The organism is Vibrio sp. B181a (assembly GCF_030248375.1).
Lineage (GTDB): Bacteria > Pseudomonadota > Gammaproteobacteria > Enterobacterales > Vibrionaceae > Vibrio > Vibrio campbellii.
The window spans coordinates 1-1,099 of sequence record NZ_JAHGAD010000139.1; the positions used below are offsets into that span (position 1 = coordinate 1).

A 1,099-nucleotide genomic window follows, 5' to 3' on the forward strand; every position below is an offset into this window, starting at 1 on the left:
GTCTACGTTTCGCTATCGGTGAAGGTGGCCGTACTGTAGGTGCTGGTGTTGTTGCTAAGATCTTCGACTAATTCTTACTGAATTAATCGTAATCTTGCACTCTTCTTCTGACACAGCCAAAATTTTAACATTTAACTCAATTACTGTTTTTATAACCATTAGAAGACTGCGGACATATAAATGAGATTTTAGTGGGGAGTTTGAAGTGCACTAAACTGAACTTGATGAACTTATTATATGGAAAGTCATTTTGTAAATTGAGTTAAGAGAGCTCAAATTGATATTTATAGATACTGGGAATGTGTCGTTCGACTTTGGGTTGGATGGTTGTATGAATGTGGTGTGTCGTGATGTATTTCAATCACAATCATAGTTTCTATTGATATGGTTATTCTTTTAATCTACTCTATTTTAGCGTGAATTGTTCGGTATGTACTGTGGATCACGTCGTATTTGGTTGGCGCTTTTATGCCTAGTCGGCAAGGTAAGGCGACATCATGAGATGATGAGCACTCAGTTGATTTACAAAACTTCAATGTAAAATGGTGGATAAAGCTAATTGCGTAAACTTGTCTATTTTCTGTTGGTTAGTTTGATGGTTGGTTGCCAAAGTTCTTCGACGCTTTCTGATAACTCATACCCTGTAGAAATCATGAGCGTTTCATCAAGCCGTGACGGTCATGTGCGAATTACCTACCGAGACCATCATGTCCTTCATACTATATATGTAGAAGGAGAGCCTTGTCGCTATGATGTCGGTCCTTCTGAACTCATAACTGTAGGTGAGAACGTTTTGTTAATTCCCAACGGGCAGTGCTAATGTAATATTAAGGACGATTTTTGCCAGCTCCATTCTCTGATTGCTACAGATTGGCAGAAATCGTCCTACCTCTTACTACGAATAAAGAGCGTGAGGTTATCGAAAGTTAACGCCCATCAACTTGAGTACGGCAATAATGATGACTGCAATGACAAACACTTCGAGCATAGTTATTCCTGTGGTATTTGTACGTTGACGCAAACGCTAGTTTCTTAAGAATCGGTTGTAAACAAAGAGCAGGACAAAGGCCCCAAGCGTGGCTGTTATGATGCTGCCTAC

General features: G+C 39.6%; 2 pseudogenes. One reads left to right on the forward strand and one right to left on the reverse strand.

Annotation, left to right across the window (positions count from 1 at the left end):
* Positions 1-71: pseudogene (locus KIO97_RS26660) on the forward strand (elongation factor Tu); the annotation flags it as partial.
* 953 nt (positions 72-1,024) lie between these two features.
* Here KIO97_RS26660 and KIO97_RS27000 read toward each other — a convergent pair.
* Positions 1,025-1,099: pseudogene (locus KIO97_RS27000) on the reverse strand (GlsB/YeaQ/YmgE family stress response membrane protein); the annotation flags it as partial.